The sequence below is a fragment of the Halogranum rubrum genome (assembly GCF_900114455.1).
GTDB lineage: Archaea > Halobacteriota > Halobacteria > Halobacteriales > Haloferacaceae > Halogranum > Halogranum rubrum.
In genome coordinates this window covers 1,006,167-1,026,495 of sequence record NZ_FOTC01000001.1, presented here as the reverse complement: position 1 = coordinate 1,026,495, position 20,329 = coordinate 1,006,167, and the positions used below count along the sequence as shown (strand labels likewise).

At 63.4% G+C, this 20,329-nt stretch carries 23 protein-coding genes; 12 read left to right on the top strand and 11 right to left on the bottom strand.

Annotation, left to right across the window (positions count from 1 at the left end; genetic code table 11):
• Positions 1-26: 26 nt before the first annotated feature.
• Entirely contained in the window at positions 27-425 is a 399-nt protein-coding gene (locus tag BM083_RS04940) for a DUF7993 family protein (protein WP_089866528.1), read from the bottom strand.
• 207 nt (positions 426-632) lie between these two features.
• Positions 633-827, bottom strand: a complete 195-nt coding sequence (locus tag BM083_RS04935) for a cold-shock protein (RefSeq protein WP_089820879.1) — start codon at positions 825-827, stop codon at positions 633-635.
• A 256-nt stretch (positions 828-1,083) separates the two neighbouring features.
• Between BM083_RS04935 and BM083_RS04930 the strand changes: the two genes are divergently transcribed.
• On the top strand, positions 1,084-1,737 hold the full coding sequence (locus BM083_RS04930) for a class I SAM-dependent methyltransferase (RefSeq protein WP_089866525.1): 654 nt from the start codon (positions 1,084-1,086) through the stop codon (positions 1,735-1,737).
• On the opposite strand, the gene BM083_RS04925 is transcribed toward BM083_RS04930, so the two are convergent.
• Complete coding sequence (locus BM083_RS04925) at positions 1,728-2,177, bottom strand: DUF2240 family protein (RefSeq protein WP_089866520.1); 450 nt, start codon at positions 2,175-2,177, stop codon at positions 1,728-1,730. The two genes, BM083_RS04930 and BM083_RS04925, sit on opposite strands and share 10 nt — an antisense overlap.
• A gap of 127 nt (positions 2,178-2,304) precedes the next feature.
• A complete protein-coding gene (locus tag BM083_RS04920; RefSeq protein ID WP_089866517.1) occupies positions 2,305-2,589 on the bottom strand; it encodes a HalOD1 output domain-containing protein in 285 nt (94 codons plus the stop codon).
• A gap of 247 nt (positions 2,590-2,836) precedes the next feature.
• Between BM083_RS04920 and BM083_RS04915 the strand changes: the two genes are divergently transcribed.
• Positions 2,837-3,214: a 30S ribosomal protein S8e gene (locus BM083_RS04915; RefSeq protein WP_089866514.1), complete on the top strand. Its 378-nt coding sequence runs from the start codon at positions 2,837-2,839 to the stop codon at positions 3,212-3,214.
• Between the two features lie 63 nt (positions 3,215-3,277).
• Here BM083_RS04915 and BM083_RS04910 read toward each other — a convergent pair whose 3' ends face one another.
• Positions 3,278-3,973 (bottom strand): SDR family oxidoreductase, encoded by a 696-nt coding sequence (locus tag BM083_RS04910; RefSeq protein WP_089866510.1) that lies wholly within the window; start codon positions 3,971-3,973, stop codon positions 3,278-3,280.
• 149 nt (positions 3,974-4,122) lie between these two features.
• Between BM083_RS04910 and BM083_RS04905 the strand changes: the two genes are divergently transcribed.
• From BM083_RS04905 to cruF, 3 genes are read left to right on the top strand one after another with little or no spacing between them, the layout of a single operon-like run.
• Positions 4,123-5,730 carry a phytoene desaturase family protein gene (locus BM083_RS04905; protein WP_089866507.1) on the top strand — a complete coding sequence of 536 codons (1,608 nt, stop codon included), beginning with the start codon at positions 4,123-4,125 and terminating at the stop codon, positions 5,728-5,730.
• A gap of 7 nt (positions 5,731-5,737) precedes the next feature.
• Entirely contained in the window at positions 5,738-6,571 is an 834-nt protein-coding gene (locus BM083_RS04900) for a prenyltransferase (protein WP_089868371.1), read from the top strand.
• Positions 6,564-7,439 (top strand): bisanhydrobacterioruberin hydratase, encoded by an 876-nt coding sequence (cruF, locus tag BM083_RS04895; protein WP_089866504.1) that lies wholly within the window; start codon positions 6,564-6,566, stop codon positions 7,437-7,439. Before BM083_RS04900 ends, cruF begins: the two co-directional genes overlap by 8 nt.
• Positions 7,440-7,465: 26 nt before the next feature.
• Here the strand turns inward: cruF and BM083_RS04890 are convergent, their stop codons facing one another.
• The 3 genes from BM083_RS04890 to BM083_RS04880 form a co-directional block, all read right to left on the bottom strand.
• Positions 7,466-8,419 carry a phytoene/squalene synthase family protein gene (locus BM083_RS04890; protein WP_009375730.1) on the bottom strand — a complete coding sequence of 318 codons (954 nt, stop codon included), beginning with the start codon at positions 8,417-8,419 and terminating at the stop codon, positions 7,466-7,468.
• A gap of 165 nt (positions 8,420-8,584) precedes the next feature.
• Positions 8,585-8,716: an HVO_2523 family zinc finger protein gene (locus tag BM083_RS23935; protein ID WP_009375737.1), complete on the bottom strand. Its 132-nt coding sequence runs from the start codon at positions 8,714-8,716 to the stop codon at positions 8,585-8,587.
• Positions 8,717-8,934: 218 nt separating this feature from the next.
• On the bottom strand, positions 8,935-12,024 hold the full coding sequence (locus tag BM083_RS04880; protein WP_089866499.1) for an adenosylcobalamin-dependent ribonucleoside-diphosphate reductase: 3,090 nt from the start codon (positions 12,022-12,024) through the stop codon (positions 8,935-8,937).
• Between the two features lie 387 nt (positions 12,025-12,411).
• Here BM083_RS04880 and BM083_RS04875 point away from each other — a divergent pair, with 387 nt between their 5' ends.
• Together BM083_RS04875 and BM083_RS04870 are read left to right on the top strand one after the other, a co-directional pair.
• Complete coding sequence (locus BM083_RS04875; RefSeq protein WP_049894018.1) at positions 12,412-12,633, top strand: DUF8029 family protein; 222 nt, start codon at positions 12,412-12,414, stop codon at positions 12,631-12,633.
• A gap of 70 nt (positions 12,634-12,703) precedes the next feature.
• Positions 12,704-12,931, top strand: coding sequence for a hypothetical protein (locus BM083_RS04870; RefSeq protein ID WP_089866494.1), 228 nt, complete (start codon positions 12,704-12,706; stop codon positions 12,929-12,931).
• Between the two features lie 29 nt (positions 12,932-12,960).
• Here the strand turns inward: BM083_RS04870 and BM083_RS04865 are convergent, their stop codons facing one another.
• Together BM083_RS04865 and BM083_RS04860 are read right to left on the bottom strand one after the other, a co-directional pair.
• On the bottom strand, positions 12,961-13,704 hold the full coding sequence (locus tag BM083_RS04865; protein WP_089866491.1) for an SDR family oxidoreductase: 744 nt from the start codon (positions 13,702-13,704) through the stop codon (positions 12,961-12,963).
• A gap of 215 nt (positions 13,705-13,919) precedes the next feature.
• Positions 13,920-14,582 (bottom strand): DUF7344 domain-containing protein, encoded by a 663-nt coding sequence (locus BM083_RS04860; protein ID WP_089866488.1) that lies wholly within the window; start codon positions 14,580-14,582, stop codon positions 13,920-13,922.
• A 166-nt stretch (positions 14,583-14,748) separates the two neighbouring features.
• Between BM083_RS04860 and fdhF the strand changes: the two genes are divergently transcribed.
• The 5 genes from fdhF (at position 14,749) to BM083_RS04835 (ending at position 19,115) form a co-directional block, all read left to right on the top strand.
• On the top strand, positions 14,749-16,821 hold the full coding sequence (fdhF, locus tag BM083_RS04855) for a formate dehydrogenase subunit alpha (RefSeq protein ID WP_089866484.1): 2,073 nt from the start codon (positions 14,749-14,751) through the stop codon (positions 16,819-16,821).
• A gap of 89 nt (positions 16,822-16,910) precedes the next feature.
• A complete protein-coding gene (locus tag BM083_RS24210; protein ID WP_089866481.1) occupies positions 16,911-17,123 on the top strand; it encodes a DUF7511 domain-containing protein in 213 nt (70 codons plus the stop codon).
• A gap of 49 nt (positions 17,124-17,172) precedes the next feature.
• Positions 17,173-17,610 carry a pyridoxamine 5'-phosphate oxidase family protein gene (locus tag BM083_RS04845; protein ID WP_089866478.1) on the top strand — a complete coding sequence of 146 codons (438 nt, stop codon included), beginning with the start codon at positions 17,173-17,175 and terminating at the stop codon, positions 17,608-17,610.
• 5 nt (positions 17,611-17,615) lie between these two features.
• Positions 17,616-18,566 (top strand): PfkB family carbohydrate kinase, encoded by a 951-nt coding sequence (locus BM083_RS04840; protein ID WP_089866474.1) that lies wholly within the window; start codon positions 17,616-17,618, stop codon positions 18,564-18,566.
• A 78-nt stretch (positions 18,567-18,644) separates the two neighbouring features.
• Positions 18,645-19,115 (top strand): universal stress protein, encoded by a 471-nt coding sequence (locus BM083_RS04835; protein ID WP_089866471.1) that lies wholly within the window; start codon positions 18,645-18,647, stop codon positions 19,113-19,115.
• Between the two features lie 9 nt (positions 19,116-19,124).
• Here the strand turns inward: BM083_RS04835 and BM083_RS04830 are convergent, their stop codons facing one another.
• Positions 19,125-20,279, bottom strand: coding sequence for an MBL fold metallo-hydrolase (locus tag BM083_RS04830; protein ID WP_089866466.1), 1,155 nt, complete (start codon positions 20,277-20,279; stop codon positions 19,125-19,127).
• Between the last annotated feature and the right edge of the window lie 50 nt (positions 20,280-20,329).

Below are 20,329 nucleotides of genomic sequence, written 5' to 3'. Positions count from 1 at the left end.
GAGAGCGGTCGCCAGAGAACAAAAGACTACTCGTCGTCACGCGCTGCCGACATGACTGCCTCGAACACCGGGAGAATCCACTTCACCTGCGCGCCGTCTTCGACGAACACGAGCGTCCGCGGCGGGCGAACGGCCTTCGGGCGCACGCGCAGGTTCTGTTCTTCGCCGACGTCGGCGGCGACGTCTTGGCCGACGAGGAACTCGACGCGGGCGCGGTCCTGTTGGACGTAAACCTCGGCGATACGTTCGTCTTCGGCATCTCGCTCGTCGCGGACGGCGTAGGCGAACGCGCCGTCGTCGGTCGGGTCGACGTCGGGGTCGGCGTCGCTGACGACGAGCGATGCGAGTGCGCCGCCGTTGCCTTCGAGTTCGGACGCCAACAGTTGCGCGACACGCTTCCCGTCGCGGAGTCGGTCGTGGACCATACTCGTCGTTGCTCGGGGTGACAGTTATAGTAACCTCTCCAAGCTGATGCACACTCGACCGCGTGGCAGCGTGCGGTCGGGTGTGTGAACGGTTGTAGCGGTTACTATAGCGTGTTTGACTCGGGAGACAGACGCACCGCTGGTCGATGTGAGATACTGAGAATGTTGTGGGGTCGTTTTGCCGTGTGAACGGCGTACTAAACTAATTTAAAGTCGAGTCAGGTTCTTTGCGCGCGGGCCCTTCGGGGCCTGCTCGATCTCGAATTCGACTTCCTGACCCTCTTCGAGGTCCGGACCGCTAATGTCTTCCATGTGGAAGAACACGTCGTCGTCCGCGTCGTCCGTCGAGATGAAACCGTAGCCGCCTGTGTCGTTGAAGAAATCAACTTCGCCTTTCGCCATTGCTTGTGGACAAACCAGAGGGACGTAGTTAAGGCTTGTGCGGGTCGTGATATCACGGGCGAGTACTTGTTGACAGACGAACGAGAACGCACCGAGACACCCGACAGTTATTCGGTGTTTGTCCGCTCACCGTCGCCGAACAGCGCAGTTCGGAACCAGTGAGAGTCATTTCTGTCACATCGTTCGTTCTCGTGGCTCCGTCACCCTACAGACAGCGAATGGGGGGTTTATCACTGTGCGCCCGGTGTCGACAGTAGTGAATTCTAACGACGTCCGTCAGGAGTGGGCAGAGCGGTCGGGAGAGTACTCGCCAGACTACTACGCCTACTACGGACCCGACGAGACGAGCGAGTGGATTCAGTCTGCCCTCGAGGACGCCGTCGACACGGACGCCCGTATCCTCGAACTCGGCTGTAGTTCGGGGCGGCATCTCGCACACCTCCTCGACCACGGCTATCAGAACCTCCACGGTATCGACATCAACGAGGAGGCGTTCACCGTGATGGAAGACGCGTACCCCGAACTCGCCGAACAGGGGACGTTCACCGTCGACGCCATCGAGTCGTTCCTCCCGGCCCTCGACGACGACGAGTTCGACGTCGTCTACTCGGTAGAGACACTCCAGCACATCCACCCGGACGACAGTCACGTCTTCGCAGACATCGCTCGCGTCGCGAGTGACCTCGTCGCCACCGTCGAAATCGAAGGACCAGGCGACGACTCCGAAGAAGGTGTCCCTTCCGAGTCAGACGAGTCCGAAGCAGAGGTGAACTACGTCGACGACGACGTGCCGCTCTACTACCGTAACTGGGAGTCCGTCTTCACCGAACTCGGTCTCGTCCAGACGGCGTCGACGACGAACAGACGCGATACGCTGCGGGCGTTCCGACCCGAGTCGACTCACCCCTGAACGAGTTCGTTCCGTGCCTTCTCGGCAGCGTCCGCCACGTCGACGTCGTTGCGGCGGGCGTAGAGAATCGCCGCGGTTTCGAGTGTCACACCGAGGTCACGCTGGTGTTCGTTGACCGTGGCGACGACCTCCTGTTTCTCGTGGCCTGCAGCGACCAGCGCGTCCAGAATCATCTCGAACGTCGACTGTTCGCGGAGGATGGAGGCGTCGGGGGCGAAGTTCTCAGGAACGTCGACGTCGTTCGGGTCGAACTGGGCGACGACGTCGCCGTCCTCGCGGGAGACGAGTCCGCGTCCGGCAGCGACGTCGATGAGACGCTTCGCTTGGTCGGGAGAGAACCAATCGCGGTCGAGCGAGAGTGCGACGACGAACGCTCCCTCTCCGAGTCGTGTCTTGCCCTGTTGACGGAATGGAACGGCCACGGCGACGTCGAGGCTCATCGTACGAGAGACGACGCACCAGCGCACTAAACCTTGCTGAACGCGCCGAACCGTTCACTACGTACTCCACGATCAGGCGACTCGACTACGTAACGACCGACTCGACGAATCTGCGTCGAACTGTCGGTTATTCGGGTGTGACGACGACACGACCGTCGCCGTGGACCTGGACACTACACCCGAGTATCGAGAACAGTAGTTGTCCACCCTGTCGGGGAGTCCCGTCGAACCGGTCGGAAAACAGGTCGTCGAGCGCGTCCGGGTCGACACACTGGTTCAACTCCGAATCCATCTGGCTCACGGGAACGCCCGTCGCCTCGCTCACGGCGTCGACGACGGTCGTCCCGAGGTGGACTTCGGGGTCGATTCGGCGTTCGACGTTCTGTTCTTCGCTCATAGTCGGCTTCGACATTACGACTCCAGAGGAAGTATAGGGTCATAACTGCAACGTTAGCCGTCAACGTCTCAACAGTTGTGAGCGGGGCGCACAGCGGCTGTCGACACGGTCGCCGTCGGCACGGGTCGAGTGACACGGGTCGGACTGTACGACTCGGACTGCACGAGTCGGAGTGGCGTGTGGCGGTCGAGCACGCCGCAGAGACGCGCCGACTCGGTTCCGATTCGGTTCATTCAAGTAGTTGCTGGCAGTTCTACCGGGTATGAAAGATCAGGGACGCTCCAAGCGAAAGCGTACCGGCGGACGACTGAAGCACTTCCGAAACAAGAAGCGCTACCAGCTCGGTCGTGAACCGGCAGAGACGACGGTCGGCGAACCCCGACTCCAGACCATCGACTCCCGCGGCAACGAGAAGAAGATTCGCGCGCTGTCGACGAACGTCGCACAGGTCGCAGACGGCGAAGAGACGAAGGAAGCCACCATCGAGAACGTCGTCGACAACCCGGCGAACATCAACTACATCCGCCGAAACATCATCACGAAGGGCGCACTCATCGAGACGGACCTCGGTAACGCACGCGTCACCTCCCGTCCTGGTCAGAACGGACAGGTCAACGCCGTCCTCGTCGACGACGAGTAACCAACCGACTCACTTCTCTTTCGGATTTCCGACCGCAGAGTGACAGCGCTTACCGCCTCACCGTCAGCGCGTCGCCTGCTTCCACTGTTTGACCGTCACGCGCTGGCCGTCCAGTTCCTCAGCGTCGAGTTCGGTCGCCGCCCAGAGATACATCGGTGCGAGGCCCGCCGGGTCGCGACCCTGCCCGCCCGTCAACTCCGTCGCCGCCAACCCGGGGTCGACGACGCCGACGGTCTGGTCGACGTCGACGGCGAAGCCACGAGCCACTGCTTCCGCACCAGCCTTCGAGGCGGCGTAGCCGCCCATCCCGGCTTTCGCGTCGTGGGCGACGGACCCCGAGGGGACGAGCACTCGACCGTCTGACGCCATGTGTGGGAGTGCCTCTTTGACCGTCGCGAAGACGCCGCGGACGTTGGTCCGGAAGGTGTCGTCGAAGGCGGTGTAGGACTCCTCGTCGATGGCCATCTCGCCGGGTGCGCCGTGAATCGTTCCAGCGTTGGCGACGACGACGTCGATTCTGTCGACGCCTCTCACTGCCGTCTCCATCAGTCGCTCAACGTCGAACTCGTCGCGGACGTCCGCGCGGAGGCCGGTCACGTCGCCGGTGTCGTCCCCAGCGATGTCGGCGACGGCGGCGTCCAGTTCGTCGGCCTCGCGCGCACAGACGACGACCCGAGCGCCGGCGTCGGCGAACGCCGTTGCGACTGCCTTTCCGAGACCACGACTCGCGCCGGTGACGACGACCGTCTTCCCGTTCATGGAGGCGCTAGGGACGAATTCGACCTAAATGTACGTACATCGGCAGGGTAATTCCGGGCATTCGGTGGTCTCAGCCGCTGACAGCGCGATGCCGGCAGTCCACCGGGTGGGTCAGTTATTTTATGCTTCCCTCGTCCCTAGGCGAGTCTATGGATTCGGTCTCGGACTACGGCGACGGGTCTCTCTCTTCGTCTAGCGACGATAGTCGCTCGTACGACTTCGACGGCGACTCCGGACTCGACCCGGAGAAGCGCCACCTCACGACCGACCTCGGTGCCGTCGACGGCGAGTCCGTCGTCGTCGTCGGCAGCGGGTTCGGCGGACTCTCCACGGCGTGCTATCTCGCACAGGCCGGTGCCGACGTCACGGTGCTGGAGAAGAACGAACAACTCGGTGGCCGGGCTAGTCGCCTGGAACGCGACGGCTTCCGGTTCGACATGGGTCCGTCGTGGTACCTCATGCCCGACGTGTTCGAGCACTTCTTCGCCGACTTCGGCAAACATCCGTCGGAGTACTACGGTCTCACTCGACTGGACCCTCACTATCGCATCTTCTTCAAAGACGGCGACCGGGTGGATATGGTCCCCGACATGGACGAGAACCGCCGGACGTTCGAGGCGTACGAACCCGGCGCGGCCGAGGCGTTCGACCGCTATCTCGAAAAGTCCGAACGGAACTACCGCATCGGGATGGACCACTTCGTCTACACCGACCGCCCGAACCTCCGCGACTACGTCGACCCCGACGTCTTACGGTACTCGTGGGGACTCTCGCTCGTCGGATCGATGCAAGGACACGTCGAGGACTACTTCGACCACCCGAAACTCCAGCAGATAATGCAGTACACCCTCGTCTTCCTCGGCGGCGCGCCGACGAACACGCCCGCCCTCTACAACCTGATGAGCTACGTCGACTTCGAACTCGGCGTCTACTACCCCGACGGGGGACTCGGTGCCGTCGTCGACGGGATGGTCGAGTTGGCCGAGGAACTGGGTGTCACCTTCCACACCGACGCCGAAGTCAGGGAGATTCGGGGCCGTCGCGGCGGGTTCGTCGTCCGCACCGACGACGAGGCGTACCTCTCCGACATCGTCGTCAGCGACGCCGACTACGCCCACACCGAACAGGAACTCTTGCCGCCGGAGAAGCGACAGTACAGCGCAGAGTACTGGGACACTCGGACCTACGCACCCTCGGCGTTCCTGCTCTATCTCGGCGTCGAGGGCGACGTCGAGGAGTTAGAACACCACACGCTCGTGCTCCCGACCGACTGGAACGACCACTTCGAGACCATCTTCGACGAACCGGCGTGGCCCGAAGACCCCGCGTACTACCTCTGTGTCCCCTCGAAGACGGACGACACCGTCGCCCCGGAGGGCCACAGCAACCTATTCGCGCTCGTCCCCATCGCGCCCGGAATCGAAGACACCCCGGAGATTCGACAGAGCTACCGTGACCTAGTGCTCGACGACATCGCCGAACACACCGGCGTCGACCTCCGTGACCGAATCGTCATGGAGGAGTCGTTCTGTCTCGACGACTTCAGCAGTCGGTACAACAGCCAACAGGGGACCGCACTCGGTCTCGCCCACACACTCACCCAGACGGCTCTCCTGCGCCCGCCACACGCTTCGAAGGCGATGGACGGTCTCTACTTCACCGGGTCGTACACGACGCCCGGCATCGGCGTCCCGATGTGTCTCATCAGCGGTCGACTGACCGCAGAGACGGTAGCCAAGACGACGCCTGCGAAGTGAGGTGACGATGGCTACCCTCCGCTATCTCCTGAAGCTCTCACGACCGCGGTTCTGGCTCTATCTGGCAGGGCCGGTCGTCGTCGGCGTCGCGTTCGCCGCCGACACGGTGACAGACCTGTTTACCCTGGAGGCACTCGCGCTGTTCGCGTACTTCCTCCTGCCGGCGAACGTGCTGCTCTACGGTGTCAACGACGTCTTCGACGCCGACGTCGACGCGGCGAACCCGAAGAAAGACGCGAAAGAGGTCCGGTACCAGGGAGACTCGACTGTCGTCGCCGCCGTCGCTCTCTCTGCGCTCCTCGGCCTCGCGACGTTCGCCGTGACTCCCGCAGTCGCGTGGCCGTGGCTGGTCGGGTTCTTCGTCCTCGGCGTCGAGTACAGCGCCCCACCGCTACGGTTCAAGACGACGCCGTTTCTCGACTCGCTCTCGAACGGCCTCTACATCCTGCCCGGCGCGGCGGCCTACGCCGCCGTCTCGGGGACGAACCCACCCATAGCCACCGTCGTCGGCGGGTGGCTCTGGACGATGGGGATGCACACCTTCTCGGCAATTCCCGACATCGACCCGGACCGCGCGGCCGGTATCGAGACGACGGCGACCTACCTCGGCGAGACGCGGACCTACTGGTACTGCGCGCTGGTGTGGCTTCTCGCTGCGCTCGCGTTCGGGACGCTGGACCTCCGACTCGGCGCGCTCATGGTCGCCTACCCTATCGCCGTCTTCGCTATCACCCGGTCCGGCGTCGACGTCGAACGCGCCTACTGGTGGTATCCGGCGCTCAACACGGTGGTCGGCATGGTGCTGACGCTCGGCGGCCTCTGGGAGGTGGTCTATGGCTGACGCGACGGTCTTCGACTCGGTCCCCGAGACGCGACAGGAGGCCGAGGCTCGACTCGACCGCTTTATTCGCGAGAACCGCTTCACCATCTCGGTGTTCTTCCCGCTCAACGGCGCGGTGTTGCTCGTCGCCAGTGCGATGGAGTGGTTACCGGAGCCGCTGGCGTTCAACCCGCTTCTCGTCCTCGTGGGGACCATCGTGATGCGCGCACCACTCGTCGCGGGCGTCGTCCCGACGATGGGCAAAAAGGCGCTCACGGGCGTCCTCGCACTCGCTGGCTACGCCTACGCCATCGAGTACGTCGGTGTCCACACCGGGTGGCCCTACGGACAGTTCTACTACGACGTCGAACTCGGGCCGACAGTCGGAGATATCCCGTTGGCCCTCCCGGTGTTCTTCCTCCCGCTGGTGATGAACGCCTACCTGCTCTGTCTGCTCTTGCTCGGCCCGCGAGCGAACCGAGCGCTCGTCCGTCTCCCCGTCGTCATCGCCACCGTCCTCCTCATGGACGTGGTGCTCGACCCCGGCGCAGTGGCGCTCGGGTTCTGGGTCTATCCGGGCGGCGGCGTCTTCTACGGCGTCCCCCTGTCGAACTATCTCGGGTGGGTGCTCTCTGCCACTGTCGCCGTCGTCGTCCTCGACTGGGCGTTCGACCGCGGCGACCTACTCGCGCGACTCTCCTCGTGTGAGTTCATGCTCGACGACTTGGTGAGTTTCGTCATCCTGTGGGGCGGCATCAACGCGTGGTTCGGTAACTGGGGGGCCGTCGTCGTCGCCGTGGCACTCGGTGTCGGTCTCGTCCGAACCGAGCGATTCGACTCGGGGCTGTTTCGGATGCCTGCGTTGTCGGCGTGGTGGCGAAGCGACTGAGGCGAGGAGAGTCCGAAGAGTCGAATCTACCGTGTCGGTAGCCGTTCTGCGTGTTCCGGGCCGCTGTGTCGCGAGTCGTGGTAGGAGACGGTACTCACCTTTCTGAACACCGTCTCGGGGTCCTTCGAGAACTGCCAGTGGAGCCACGTCTTCGCGGTGAGGAGCGCTTTGTGCGGCGTGCTCAACTGCGGTGTCTTCGAGAGGACGTCGTAGTTCCGGCGACGAATCAGGCGGTGGTGTTCGGCGTAGAGCACGGCGGCTAAGAGGACAGCGAGCTGACAATCCTCCGGGAGGAACTTGATGCCGGCGACGCCGTTCTTGTAGAGATGTTCCGCCCGGTGGAGTTCCGAGCGCATGGCGGCGGCGAACCGGTCGTCCATCTCGAACGAACGAATCTGTTCGGTCGTGACGCCGTGTTCGTCGAGTGTGGTCTGTGGGAGATAGATTCTGTCGCGCTCGACGACGTCCTCTCGGACGTCGCGCAGGAAGTTCGTGAGTTGGAACGCCTCACCGAGGGCCGTCGCGTGCGGGAGCGCCTTGTCGGCCTCGTCGGGGTCCATCACGGCCGTCATCATCCGGCCGACGGCGGCGGCCGACCCGTCCATGTACGCTTCGAGTTCGTCGTACGTCTCGTAGCGACTCTTCGTGATGTCGGTCAACATCGCGTCGATGAAGATGTCGACGTCTGTCTCGTCGATGTCGTACTGTTCGCGCATCTCCGAGAACGCGGCGAGGACGGCGTCGTCGGTCTCTCGCTGTCCGAGTGCCTCTGCACGGAGGCGTTCGAGCGTCTCTCGCTGCTGGTCGGGGGTCGCACCGCCGGCGTCGTCGACGACTTCGTCGGCGACGCGGAAGAACGCATAGAGGACATAGGTCGCCTCTCTGACTCGCTTCGGGAGGACACGGGTCGCGAAGTGGAAGGTCTTGCCCGTCCGCTGTTGAATCTCCTTGCTCCGCGCAATTTGGTCGTCGTCTACCATAGAGAGGAGATGAGCGGCACCCTCGTCTGTCGAGTCATGTCAGTTCCGCACATATCGTGTGAGTTCTCTAAGGATGCGTTCGACATAACGTTTCGCGCCACGGCGAACGAGAAATCGCCAGTCAGAAACGGGGTCGCTCGCTCGCATCTGCAGATTTTTCGACACTCAGTAGAACGTGTCTGCACAGTCGTAGACGACGCCGTGTTGCGGACAGACGTACTTGCAGTGGCGGTGCATCATCGACGCCCCACAGAACGGACAGGGTCGCCCCTTCGGTTCGGCGGACTCCTCGCTCATACCGACCTCTCTCGGCGCGAGAACCAAGTCGGTTTCGTGCGCGGCCAGTCCGCGCACGTTCGCGCGTGCGCCGTCGTCGGTTTCGACTCGTCAGAACGCGGTTACGCCGGCGTACGTGACGAGACCTGTCGACTCGTGAGAAACCGGTGAGGTCGGACGACCTCTCAGTCGAGCGGCCGGTTTCGGTCGCCGTGACGCTCAGTGCAGTGCAGTTCGGTTCAGCACTCGGACCAGCCACAGGACTCGCAGGTCTTGCAGCCTTCCGAGAAGTACAGCGTCATGTTGCCACACTCGGGACACTCGGGGCTCTCGCCTGCGTCGAGTAGGTCCTGCGTCGCGTCGTCCGACGGACCGGAAGTCGTGGCCGCACCGCCGTCCGGTTCGGGCGCGTCGGTTTCGACCGACTCGCTCTCGATTTCGGTCAGACTCTGCTGTTTGGGGTACGGCTTGTCGATTTCGCCGTCGAGGTAGCGTCGCATGGCGACGCCGATGGCGTCCGGGATGGAGTTGATCTGTTCACCCTTGTCCCACGCGACTTTCGGGCTTCGGATGCCCTGCAGGTCGCTGGCGATTTCACGCGGGTCGACGCCCGAACGCAGCGAGTAACTGATGACCTTCGCGAGCGCCTCGGTGAAGGAGTTCGTGAATCCACCGGAGTTGCCGATGGTGGCGAACAGTTCGAACGGTTCGCCCTCGTCGTCCTCGTTGATGTTCACGTACATCTTCCCGTAGCCGGTGTCGATGCGCTGTGTGACGCCGTGGAGCACGTCGGGGCGCGGTCGTTCCTGTGCGTAGGCCTTACCGGTGCGGTCTTCGAGCGAGAAGTCCTCGCCGAGAGCGGCGCGAACCTCGTCGTTGCTGAGGAAGCCTTCGATGCCGCCGAACACCTCTTCCATCTGGGCGACGAGCGCCTCTGCGGCCTCGCCGTCGTCGGCGAAGTCGGCGTTCTTCGCACGCGTCGTCAGCACCTGCTTCGAGCGCGTGCCGTCGCGGTAGACGGTGACGCCCTTCCCGCCGTGGTCGTAGATGTAGCGGTAGACCTCGTCCATGTCCTCCATGGAGGCGGAGTTCGGGAAGTTACACGTCTTCGAGATGGCAGAGTCGACACCCTGCTGGCAGGCACACTGGACGGCGGCGTGCTGCTTGCCGGTCAGGTCGGCGGTGACGACGAACAGTTCACTGATGGCGTCCGGCACAGAGGTTAGCGAGTCGACGCCGTCGAACTCGTTGTTGGCCATCTGGTCTTGGGCCTCCTGCTTGACGGACTCGACGTCGATGTCGTTGGCCTCCAAGACACGGAGGAAGTAGTCGTCGAACTCGACGAGCATCTCGTCGCCCTGCACGTCGTCGGAGACGTTCTTGTAGTAGGCGACGTTGTAGATGGGTTCACAGCCACCCGTCGTGTTGCCGACCATCGAGGTGGTTCCCGTCGGCGCGATGGTGGTCGTGTTGTGGTTGCGGACGGAGAAGCCGTCTGCCCAGTCGTCGGCGTTGAGTCCCGTGTGGTGCTCGAACCACTCGCGGTACTCGGTCGGGTCGGCGTACTTCGAGTCCGACCAGTCGTTGAACGGGCCACGCTGTTCGGCGAGTTCGTGGGAAGCCCACTTGGACTGGTGGTTGATGTGGGTCATCACCGCTTCGGCGACTTCGTTTCCGGCATCAGAGCCGTAGCGGATGCCGAGTTGGATGTAGAGTTGGGCCAGTCCCATGACGCCGAGACCGATCTTGCGCATGTCCCGTACCTTCTCTTCGATTTCGGGGACCGGGAAGTCCGACATCGTGACGACGTTCTCCAAGAATCGGGTTCCCGTCTCGATGCGGTGGTCGAACTCGTCCCAGTCGAGCGCTTCGTCGAGGAACGCCTCGATGGCGGCCGCCTCGGAGTCGTACTCGTCGCGGTGTGCTTCGGACCAGACGCGCCAGTCGGGGGCGTCCGTCGCCGCGAGCGTCGAGAGGTTGATGTGCCCGAGGTTACACGCCTCGTACTCCTCAAGTGGCTGTTCGCCACACGGGTTCGTCGCGAGGATGCGGTGGTCGGGATGTTTCTCGACGTCGAAGGAGTGCTGCTTGTTGACACGCTCGAGGTAGATGATGCCCGGTTCGCCGTTCTCGTGGGCACCCTCGACGATGTGCGTCCAGAGCTCTTCGGCCGGGATGGAGAGCACTTCGCCGACCTCGACGTACTCGCCGAGGTCGAACATGTCGTAGAGTTCTTTCGTCTGCGGCGTAGCGACGTGTGGCTCTTCGGTCCGCGGGTTGGTGAAGGTGAACTCCTCTTCGTTGTAGAGCGCCTCCATGAAGTCGTCGGTGACGCCGACGGAGATGTTGAAGTTCGAGAGGTGGCCCTCGACGGCGTTACGGAGGTGTTTCGGGACCTTTCCGTCCTCGTCGATGAGTTCACGTGCCTCGTCGAGTGCGTCGGCGAACTTGGTGTGCGTGAAGTCGTCGGGGTCGTTCAGTCGGAGCGTGTTGGCCAGCGAGACGTCCTTGTTCTTCGCGTGGATGAACTGGATGACGTCCGGGTGGCTGACGCGCATGACGCCCATCTGGGCACCACGGCGTGCGCCGCCCTGCGCGATGGTCTCGCACATCTGGTCGAACGTCCGCATGAAGGTGATGGGACCGGAGGCGATACCACCGGTCGAGCCGACGGCGTCACCGTACGGGCGGAGTCGCCAGAAGGCGTAGCCCATCCCGCCGCCGGACTGGAAGACTTCGGCGGCCTCCTTGGCGGTCTGGTGGATGTCGGTGATGTCGTCGTCCGGGGAGTCGACGAAACACGCCGAAAGCTGCTGGAGTTCGTCGCCGGCGTTCATCAGCGTCGGCGAGTTTGGCATGAACGAGAGGTTCTCCATCAGGTCCTGGAACGACTCGCGCTTCTCTTCGACGACGGCGCGGATTTCCTCGGGGAGGTCAGGGACGACGGTGTCGTAGGCGAACTTGTTGACGTTGTAGACGGAGAGCGTCGTCTCGGTATCGTCGTCGACGGTGGTTCCTTTGCCGAACACTTCGTCGGCGAGTTCGCTGCGACGGGGGTGGCCGGGCTTCAACTGCGAGGGCGTGACCGAAATCTCGACGCCCTGCTGTTCGGCTTCGAAGACTGCCTCCGCGAGGGCGATGTTCTTCGCGACGCGGGGGAACAGGTCTTCCTGCGTCTCGATGGGGTCACCGTTGGCGTCCTTCCGAAGATACCGCGCGGGCAGGATGTTGTTGTAGGCGTTGCCGGTCATCCGCTCGGCGAGTGTCTCGCCGTCGGTTCGCTTGATCGGAAGTTTCAGCTCCTCCGCAGTGATGTCCGCGTTGCTCATCTACCGTTCCTCCTCGCCGGCAGCGGGCGTCTGCCGGGATAGTTCGACGTGGGGCGTGGTTCTCTCTGCGCTCATTTGTAACGGGAGACTCATACGAAGCCACCCTCATAAACGGTGCGACTTCACTTGTGTTAGTTCAACTGAAGTTGGATACGGATGGTTCTCGGCGTTTTCTTGCGTCCAGTGCGCCGGTGATACGCTTCGCTCGTAACTAACCGTCCAACGGGTATAATAGTATTCAGACCAGGGTGAAAGTGACTTTCGACTTCAAGTTGCCCGACTGAAAACGACGTCTCTCCGGTCGACAGTCAGCGAGCGAGGCCATAGGCGGAACTACCGCTCTCATTCTCCCACAGACTTATTTCCTCGGTGGTACTTCTTTCTAGTATGATACACCCCGTCATCGCGAACGTCCTCCCAGTGCTGCTGCAGGCGGGTGGACTCCTCGACACGTCACTCGGACAGTTACTCGTCGTCATCGTCGGTATCGGCGTCGTCGTCCTCGTCGGACGGGTCGTCTTGAGCATCGCGTGGCGACTCGTCACTATCGCCGCACTCGTCGTCGGCGTGCTGTTGCTCGTGTCGATGTTCGTACCCGGTCTGTTGTAACGGCTCTCTTTACTCGACTGCGTCTCGACACGCCGCTTCGTTGATGCACTCACGTAGCCTAGAGTACTGAATGGCTCGAATCGTCTACGACGGTCCCGACGGCGTCGAACGCCTCGAAGAGATCGCAGAAGAAGACCTCTGGTATCACGCCGACACCGGCTACTGGGTGGTGAAACTCGAACAGGACGAAGCGGGGATGAACGTGCTCCGCCGAATCCCCGACGCGAACGTCTACTACGTCGAACAGCGCCGGACGGACGACGAACTCGCCGACACGTGGGCACCGGAGTTCGAGTAGTCGACGGGTACGTGTGCGTTTCGCTCGCCTCACTCCTCGGTGACGTCGATACGTATCGGGTCGTCCGACTGTGGTCGCTCCGGTGGGAACTGCCAGTCGACGTCGACGAGTCCACGAGTCGGTCCACGAGCGTGCCCGTGGTCGGCCACCTCGAACGTCCGGTTGGCCGCCTCCGGCGTCGACAACGCGGCAATCATCAGTCGGGCGACGTCGTCGCGAGCGATTGCGCCGCGTACCGTCGCACCCCCCTCACCGACGAGTATGTCCCCCGACGCCGGGTCGTCAGTCAGTCGCCCCGGACGGAAGATGGTGTACGTGAGACCGGAGGAGCGGAGCCACGCCTCTGCGTGGTTCTTCGCAGTCAGATAACGCCAGAGGACGAGGCGGAGACCGAGCGGTGCTTGGTCACGCGAGTCGCCGACACCCAGTGCGCTCTCCATCACGAACGTCTCGACGTCGGCGGCGACGGCGGCGTTGACGAGGTTGACTACGCCCGCCCCGTCGACGACGTCCTCGCCGAGGAAGTCGGCGAGGCCGGGTGTCGTCCCGACGGCACACAAGACTGCGTCACAGCCACGGACGGCCTTCGCGGCGTCCGCGGGGTCGAGTAAGTCACCGACCATCACCTCGTCGGCACCGAGGTCGGAGAGTGTCCCGACCTTTCGACACGACCGGGTCAGCGCCCGGACGGTGTAGTCGGTCGTTTCGAGCTGTTCGAGAAGTCGTCGGCCCGTTCCACCACTGGCACCTGCCACGAGGACTGTCGTCGCCATAGGTGAAGAGAGGGAGTCAGTCTACCTGACTCTTCGTGCGCGGCCGAACGCTCGTGCTCGCTCTCGAGAGACGTCTCTCGGAGGTCGTAGCATCGATTCGACAAGACGTTAGATGTGGCCAGAGAACTGCCCGAAGCGGTGTCTACGTTCTCTGCCGTGCCCGAAATCCCTCGACGTACCCAACCAAGGTACCAAACCGTTCTGCGCGTCTCAGTCTACGTGTAGCGCTGGTAGTTGAGACCGATGGTGATGAACGCGAACATCCCCGTGATGAACGTCGCGAGGTAGCTCGTCACCGCGGTCGGTGCGAGGCCGACCCACGACATCGCGGTCAGGGTGAGACCGAGTGCGGTCGCACCGCTGTAGTAACTCGTGGAGCGAGAACTGGTCGAGGCGGGTGTCGACGTCGTCTCCGGACCGTCTGTCTGTTCGACCGCACCGTCCGTCTCGTCGCTCGCGTCGGCTCCGACGTCCAGATACGGGTCGAACTGGTCGGCGACGGCGGTGCGTTCGACGAAGCCACGGCTCTGGTTGTACTCGATGATGCCCTTCTCGTCGAGTTTCGGCAGATGTGACTGGTAGAGCGCGATGTAGACGCGCTGACGCTCGTTCGAGGTGAGTTGCTGGAGCGTCGTGTCGTGTTCCCACGCGGCCACCTGCTCGGCGATGTCGCGCATGTCGACCTGTTCACCAGCATCGTGGTCTTGGAGATGCTCTAAGACGCGACGGCGACGCTGATTCTGCAGGATGTGAAACAGGTCGTCCGTCTCCAGTCGTTGTTGTTCGTTCGTCTCTGTACTCCCGTCTTCGACGCCCTCAACGTCGTCGACGGCCGCATTCCCCTTGCCTTTGTGTTGTTGTTTTCCCACCGTGCTCATGGTCTGACTCCTTCTGCGTACTTTATTCGAACGCAGGTATTCCTATTCAACATCGTTCCCAAACAGTTTGGGAGTGAGAGAGAGACCCGACGCCGTGTTGCGGTTTTGGTACCCTTCTTTATATGTACCAGTGCGATTTTGCCGTCTCAGGTCGAACGAACGGTGTATGAGCGACACCCTGAGAAACACACGCACGTCTGTGCCGAGCATCTGCCCGTTCTGCGGCGTCGGCTGTAGCCTCCAGTTCGACGCCGAGCGTGACTCTGCGACTGGCTGGCGCGGTCCCGTCAACAGTCGAGGAGAGGTCTGTCCGAAGGGTGTCGCCGCGTTCGACGTGGTCGACCACGCCGAGCGACTGACCACGCCGCTGGTCCGCGACGACGACGGTGACCTGCGCGAGGCGACGTGGGGGGAGGCAGTTTCGCGGGTGGAAACCGCCTTCGGCGACGTCGTTCGTCGCCACGGACCGGACGCACTCGCCTTCTTCGCCTCTTCGAACTGCACGAACGAGGAGAACTACGTCCTCCAGAAACTCGCTCGCCTCCTCGGGACCAACTCCGTCGACAACTGCGCTCGACTCTGTCACTCCTCGACCGTCGCGGCGATGCGCGAGCGACTCGGCGCGGGTGCGATGACGAACTCGTTGGCCGACGTCCGTGACGAGACGGACTGTCTCCTCGTCGTCGGCGCGAACCCCGCCGAGCAACACCCCATTATCTTTCGGTCCTATCTCCTGCCCGCGATTCGTCGTGGGGCCACGCTGATTCACGTCGACCCGCGCGCGAACGCCACGACGGACGCGGCGACCCTCCATCTCCCCGTCCGACCGGGCTACGACATCCCGCTGTTGAACGCGATGGCTCGCGTCGTCCTCGACGAGGGACTCGTCGACGACGCGTTCGTGTCGACTCGCGTCACCGACTTCGAGGCGTTCCACACCGCTCTCGACGACGTCGACGTGGAGGCGAACGCCGAACTGGCTGGCGTCGACCCGGCGACGATTCGGGAGGCGGCCCGCGCGTACGCGAGCGCAGAGAACGCAGCAATCGTCACCGGGATGGGGATGAGCCAGCACCACTACGGCACCGACAACGTCCACGCCCTGCTGAACCTCGCACTTCTGACCGGTAACCTCGGCAAACCGGGTGCGGGTATCAACCCGCTGCGTGGACAGAACAACGTACAGGGCGCAGGCGACGTGGGCGCCCTGCCGGACCTCCTGCCTGGCTACGCCGACGTGACCGACCCGGAGGCTCGGGCGCGCGTCGCCGAGGTGTGGGGCGTCGGCGCCGACACACTGCCCGAACTGCCTGGACGGACCGAAGTCGAAGCGACTCACGCCTTCGGCGAGTCGGTCTTCGGCGCGCTCGTCTTCGGGGAGAACCCACTCGTCACCGAACCGAACCTCAACCGAGTCCGCGAGCAGTTCGAGCGACTCGACTGTCTCGTCGTCCTCGACATCTTTCCGACCGAAACCGTCGAACTCGCCGACGTCGTCCTCCCGGGCAGTTCGTGGGCCGAGAAAGCCGGGACCGTGACGAACACGGACCGGCAGGTGATGCGGATGCGACCTCTCGCCGACACGCCCGGCGACGCGAGACTGGACCTCGACGTCCTCTGCGAACTCGGGCGACGACTCACCGAACACCCCGGACAGTTCGAGTACGACGGCCCCGAAGCCGTCTTCGAGGAACTGAAGCGGGTGACGCCGCAGTACGCCGGGATGAGTTACGACGGCATCGGCACGGGGAGCCAACGGTGGCCGTTCCCCGCCGGAGCGACGGCGGGAACCGCTGTCCTCCACGTCGACCACTTTGCCTCCGGGTCCCAAACTGCCGAGTTGCGGCCGGTCGCTCACGTCGACCCGGCCGACGACGTCGGCGACGACGAACTCGTGCTCACCACCGGGCGCGTCCTCCAGCAGTTCAACAGCGGCGCGGTCACTCGCCGGTCGGGGATGTTGATGCGGTTGCGTGGTGCCGACGTACTCCAGATGCACCCCGACGATGCAGCGGTTCGGGGTATCGACGACGGCGACACCGTCGTCGTCTCGAACGCTCGCGGAGAAGTCACTGTGGAGGTGGAGGTGACGCCGGCGATTCGGCCGGGGACGGTGTTCACGACGTTCCACTACGCGACGCCGTTGGCGAATCTGCTTACGGGGGATGCCCTCGACCCAGTCGCGAAGATACCCGAGTACAAACACACGGCCGTTCGTATTGCGGGAGTACGTCCTTAATTACGGGATTCACGGATTGGTACTTGCATATAACTTACTTGTACGTACAAGCGTGAGAGGATTGCCCTACCGACGGCCTAGTAGAGACAATGGAAATCGCTGAGAGAGACGACCCATTCGGCGAGTCGGGCGAACTCGACGAGTTCGACGCACCTCCCGTGCTTCTCGCCTCGGTTACCGCGTGTGCGGGCGGAGACAGGCAGTGTACGATTTATTCGAGTGGTTCCGGTTCGACACACCGGGCAGCGATGTGGGTAAGCGCGTCCGGCAACTCCTTCGTCTCGCTCGCCGAGATGTGCTGACACTCGCCCGTCAGTACAGTCATCCTTCTCCCGAACGTATCTCACGACGATGAGAGATATCGAGTACACGTATACGCTCGGAATGGACGAGACAGAGGTGGACGAACACCTTCGAACCCACCGAACGGGGTCACTCTCACTCGCCGACGACGGTGAGGCGTACGCGGTTCCGGTGGCGTATCACGTCGAAGACGGTGCCGTCTACTTCCGACTGGGCGAGCACGAAGGAAGCGAGAAGATGGCGTTTCTCGACACGACGACGCGAGGCTGTCTGCTCGTCTACGACTACGACGCCGACGCGGACACGTCGTGGAGTATCGTCGTTCGCGGACCGCTCTCACGCGTCGACAGCGACGAGTTCGCGCCCGACGAGCGGAACCCCGACTACACCCCACTGCGCGTGTTCGGCGAGTCGCTCGACGACCTCGACCCGGTGTTCGTGCGCCTCGACATCGATGAGATTACGGGGCGACGAACGAGTAGCTAAACCGAATGCGACACACGGGAACCGTCGTCAGTCTCGGAAGCGTCAACGTCGACGTCGTTAGCCGCCTCGACTCCGCCGTCTTGACTCGACTCGCCGAACAGTACGAGTGGTTCCCCACCGCCGGGTCGACCGTCCGCGTCGCTGACGTTCCCGACGACGTCGAAGCGTTCCCACACGAGGTGTTCCTGGGTGGAAAAGGGGCGAATCAGGCCGTCGCCGCGGCCCGCGCTGGAGCGGAGACGACCTTACTCGGAAAGGTCGGTTCCGACGAGCAGAGCTACGACGTTCTCGACGGACTGGACGCGACGGGCGTCGACGTCGACTGCGTCCACGTCGGTGATGCCGAGACGGGGAAGGCCTACGTCTTCGTCGACGAAGACGGCGAGAACCGTATCGTCGTCGTCGAAGGCGCGAACGGACAGGTCGACGAACGCTACGTCGAGGCCTACGCCGACCGCGTGTGCGCCGCAGACTGCCTCCTCCTCCAGAACGAGATTCCCGTCCCGCCCGTCCTCGCACTCCTCGACCGACTCGCCATGACGGACGACGGACCGACGGTCGTCGTCGACCCGGCACCTGTCGACGGTTCGGCACCGCTCGTTCGCCACCCTGCCGTCGACATCGTCCGACCGAACGAACACGAGTACGCCGCACTCGAATCGGAACTCGCTGACTTCGACGGGACAATCGTCCAGACCCGCGGTCCGGCCGAGGTGCTCGTCGAGAACGACGAGCAGTTCACCGTCTCGCCGCCGCCGACGAACCCAGTCGACACGACGGGTGCGGGCGACACGTTCAACGGCTATCTCGCCGCCGAGTTGGCTCGCGGGTCGCCGCTCCGAGAGGCAGTCGACGTCGCGACGATGGCTGCCTCGATGAGCATCGAAGCGTCGGGCGCGCAGGCGTCGATTCCGACACTGGAGACGGTGCGAGCGTCCATCTCGGGTTCGGCCTGAGTCGGGAAGAGCGAAGTCGGTTCTCACGTCGTGGGAACCACCAGTTCGGTATTATGTCTCGGCGAACAATCAGTGAGCGTGTACTCCAACCTGCTGTTACCGACGGATGGAAGCGAGACGACCGACGCTGTCGTCGAACACGCCGCGGCCCTCGCCGACTGGCAGGACGCGACGGTTCATCTCCTCTACGTCGTCGACGACCGGGCGTTTCTGACGCTCCGTGACGACCTCGTCGACGACGTGACCGCCGAACTCGAAGCCGAGGGACGAGACGTGACAGATACGGCGGCGACGCTGCTCCGACAGGCCGGTGTCGACGTCGAAATCGTCGTTCGAGTCGGAAACCCGAGCGACGAGATTCTCGACTACACCATCGAGAACGATATCGACCTCGTGTTGATGGGGACGCGCGGTGCGGATTTCCGCCGTAACATGCTCGGCAGTGTCGCCCAGCGCGTCATCTCCGACGCACCGGTTCCCGTGATGACCGTCGCTCTCAGTGGCGAGGAAACAGAGACGACAGACGTCGAGTCGACGGTCCGAAGCTAAGGCGTCGAGTTACTCGCTCGCCGCACAGCGGTTCGGACCGAGTTCCAACTCCGTCGCCTCCTGTTCGTCGTCGAGTTTCGTTCTGCCGGTGTTCACGTCGATGACCGTCTCGTAGTTCGGCGGCTTTTCGGGAAGGCGGTCGGTGAGTCGGTCGACGAACGTCTCCTCGTCGGCCTGCAAGAGTTCCTGTCCGCGTCGAAGGTCGCCGATACTCGCGAGGATGGGTTCACCCGGCGTGCCGTCAGTGGCTTCCCCGTCGTTGCTCAGTGCGAAGTGGCCGGGGAGGACGGTGACGCTGTCCGGTTCGGCGAGCAGCGTCCGGTGGAGCGACTCGTAGAGCAGGTGTGCGCCGTCGGCAGCACCGCCGCCACCGAACTGAAGTTCCGTCCGGCCGACAGAGCCGACGAAGAGCGTGTCACCGGTCAGTACGGCCTCGCCGTCGACGAGGTAGCTCACCATCTCCGAGGTGTGTCCGGGTGTCGAGAGCGCTTTTATCTCCACGTCGCCGACGCGGACGACGTCGTTCGCGCCGAGGGCGTCGTACTCGTACTCGACGCCGCGTTCGCGGGCGTCTGCGCCGAGGTAGTACGTCGCGCCGACCTCGTTCGCCAACTGTCGACCGCCCGAGACGTGGTCGGCGTGGACGTGCGTGTCGAAGACGTCGGTGACGGTGTAGCCGTGTTCGTCGGCAGCGGCGACGAACTCGTCGGTGTGTCTGGAGGCGTCGACGACGGCGGCCTCACGGGTCGCCGTCGACCCGACGAGGTAGCCGAGACAGCCTTTCGCCCGGCGCTGAATCTGGAAGATTTCGACGCTCTCGGAGTCGGTCGGAATCTCGACGACGTCGTAGACGGCGCTCCACGCCTCCATCCCGTCGTCGACGACGGTGACGTCCTCGAAGCCGTTTCTCTTCAACTCGTCCGCGAAGTCGTTCGAGGAGATGCCCTTCGCGCAGATGGTGTAGACGGTGTCGTCTTCCTCGATTCCCGTCTCCGATTTGAACGTCTCGGGGTCGAAGTCGTCGTCGGGTTTGTACGGGTAGTTCACGGCTCCGTCGATGTGCCACGACTCGTAGTTGTCTTCGGGGCGCGTGTCGACGAGTTCGAAGGTGGTGTTGCTGTCGATTCGGTCGCGGAGTTCGGTCGCGGTGATAGCGTCTGTCATTGGTAGTAGGTACGCGTGTGAGTCGGTTAAGCTGGTGTGTAGTCGACTAC

What these genes read in the sequence shown, in the direction of transcription:
- BM083_RS04940 (WP_089866528.1), bottom strand. Translation starts at nt 425, where the DNA reads ATGGTCCACGACCGACTCCGCGACGGGAAGCGTGTCGCGCAACTGTTG.
- BM083_RS04935 (WP_089820879.1), bottom strand. Translation starts at nt 827, where the DNA reads ATGGCGAAAGGCGAAGTTGATTTCTTCAACGACACAGGCGGCTACGGT.
- BM083_RS04925 (WP_089866520.1), bottom strand. Translation starts at nt 2,177, where the DNA reads ATGAGCCTCGACGTCGCCGTGGCCGTTCCATTCCGTCAACAGGGCAAG.
- BM083_RS04920 (WP_089866517.1), bottom strand. Translation starts at nt 2,589, where the DNA reads ATGTCGAAGCCGACTATGAGCGAAGAACAGAACGTCGAACGCCGAATC.
- BM083_RS04915 (WP_089866514.1), top strand. Translation starts at nt 2,837, where the DNA reads ATGAAAGATCAGGGACGCTCCAAGCGAAAGCGTACCGGCGGACGACTG.
- BM083_RS04910 (WP_089866510.1), bottom strand. Translation starts at nt 3,973, where the DNA reads ATGAACGGGAAGACGGTCGTCGTCACCGGCGCGAGTCGTGGTCTCGGA.
- BM083_RS04905 (WP_089866507.1), top strand. Translation starts at nt 4,123, where the DNA reads ATGGATTCGGTCTCGGACTACGGCGACGGGTCTCTCTCTTCGTCTAGC.
- BM083_RS04900 (WP_089868371.1), top strand. Translation starts at nt 5,738, where the DNA reads ATGGCTACCCTCCGCTATCTCCTGAAGCTCTCACGACCGCGGTTCTGG.
- cruF (WP_089866504.1), top strand. Translation starts at nt 6,564, where the DNA reads ATGGCTGACGCGACGGTCTTCGACTCGGTCCCCGAGACGCGACAGGAG.
- BM083_RS04890 (WP_009375730.1), bottom strand. Translation starts at nt 8,419, where the DNA reads ATGGTAGACGACGACCAAATTGCGCGGAGCAAGGAGATTCAACAGCGG.
- BM083_RS23935 (WP_009375737.1), bottom strand. Translation starts at nt 8,716, where the DNA reads ATGAGCGAGGAGTCCGCCGAACCGAAGGGGCGACCCTGTCCGTTCTGT.
- BM083_RS04880 (WP_089866499.1), bottom strand. Translation starts at nt 12,024, where the DNA reads ATGAGCAACGCGGACATCACTGCGGAGGAGCTGAAACTTCCGATCAAG.
- BM083_RS04875 (WP_049894018.1), top strand. Translation starts at nt 12,412, where the DNA reads ATGATACACCCCGTCATCGCGAACGTCCTCCCAGTGCTGCTGCAGGCG.
- BM083_RS04870 (WP_089866494.1), top strand. Translation starts at nt 12,704, where the DNA reads ATGGCTCGAATCGTCTACGACGGTCCCGACGGCGTCGAACGCCTCGAA.
- BM083_RS04865 (WP_089866491.1), bottom strand. Translation starts at nt 13,704, where the DNA reads ATGGCGACGACAGTCCTCGTGGCAGGTGCCAGTGGTGGAACGGGCCGA.
- BM083_RS04860 (WP_089866488.1), bottom strand. Translation starts at nt 14,582, where the DNA reads ATGAGCACGGTGGGAAAACAACAACACAAAGGCAAGGGGAATGCGGCC.
- fdhF (WP_089866484.1), top strand. Translation starts at nt 14,749, where the DNA reads ATGAGCGACACCCTGAGAAACACACGCACGTCTGTGCCGAGCATCTGC.
- BM083_RS24210 (WP_089866481.1), top strand. Translation starts at nt 16,911, where the DNA reads ATGGAAATCGCTGAGAGAGACGACCCATTCGGCGAGTCGGGCGAACTC.
- BM083_RS04845 (WP_089866478.1), top strand. Translation starts at nt 17,173, where the DNA reads ATGAGAGATATCGAGTACACGTATACGCTCGGAATGGACGAGACAGAG.
- BM083_RS04840 (WP_089866474.1), top strand. Translation starts at nt 17,616, where the DNA reads ATGCGACACACGGGAACCGTCGTCAGTCTCGGAAGCGTCAACGTCGAC.
- BM083_RS04830 (WP_089866466.1), bottom strand. Translation starts at nt 20,279, where the DNA reads ATGACAGACGCTATCACCGCGACCGAACTCCGCGACCGAATCGACAGC.